Genomic DNA, 727 nt, shown 5'->3' with positions numbered 1-727 from the left:
AATAAAAGAGGTAGTTATGATTCAGACTATTTTGACTTATGTTGTAATTGCAATTGCTATCCTGCAACTCGTTATGGGTACTATCTCTGGTCGTAAAATGGGTAATGCCATTGATCAGGCGACAGTTAATAAGCATGGCTTTAACATGATTAACAATGCGATCACCTTTGGTGCTTGCTTAATGATCATCAAATTCTTCTTAATGGCTTAATAAAGGAAAAGTTATGCCTAAAGTATCAGCTATCGACAAGATCATCCAACCGTTCAACCTGAACAAAACTGGAACGATGGCTTACCGTACCGTCAATGGTAAGGTAGAGAAAGTTCGTGATGGTAAGACTGCTCGTGATAAAGCGAATGGTCACATTGCGTATAAAAAGAACCGCCGCATCTGGTCTGATAGCGGTAAAAATACTGTTGGTCAGTGGGTAAAAGTATAATGACCCACCCTTAAGGGGGATTTCCTTTGAAGAAAATTGCTATTGTAGTTGGCTTGTCTCTGGCTGGTGTTGCTAATGCAGCGGTAGTCTATAACGAAGACGGCATGAACATTGATCTGTATGGTAAAACAGAAGCTCGCCATCAGTTTGAGAAAGGTAAAGACAGCGACGGTAAGGATGATTCCTACTTCCGTGCTGGCGTCAAAGCCCGTACCAAACTGAACGAGCAGTTTGATGCCATTGGTCAGTATGAAGGTGAGTATGACTTTGCAAAACACAAGTCGGAG

Annotated in this window: 3 protein-coding genes; all 3 read left to right on the top strand. The window is 41.7% G+C overall.

What is annotated here, in order from left to right:
• The coding region (locus N1032_RS25220) for a hypothetical protein (RefSeq protein WP_259543324.1) at positions 1–211 on the top strand (211 nt) is incomplete at its 5' end.
• A gap of 13 nt (positions 212–224) precedes the next feature.
• A complete protein-coding gene (locus N1032_RS25215) occupies positions 225–440 on the top strand; it encodes a hypothetical protein (protein ID WP_259543323.1) in 216 nt (71 codons plus the stop codon).
• Between the two features lie 26 nt (positions 441–466).
• The coding region (locus tag N1032_RS25210; RefSeq protein ID WP_259543321.1) for a porin at positions 467–727 on the top strand (261 nt) is incomplete at its 3' end.

Origin of the sequence: Herbiconiux daphne (genome assembly GCF_024979295.1) — a bacterium.
Taxonomy (GTDB): Bacteria; Actinomycetota; Actinomycetes; order Actinomycetales; family Microbacteriaceae; genus Herbiconiux; species Herbiconiux daphnes.
This window is presented reverse-complemented; position numbering and strand designations above follow the sequence as displayed.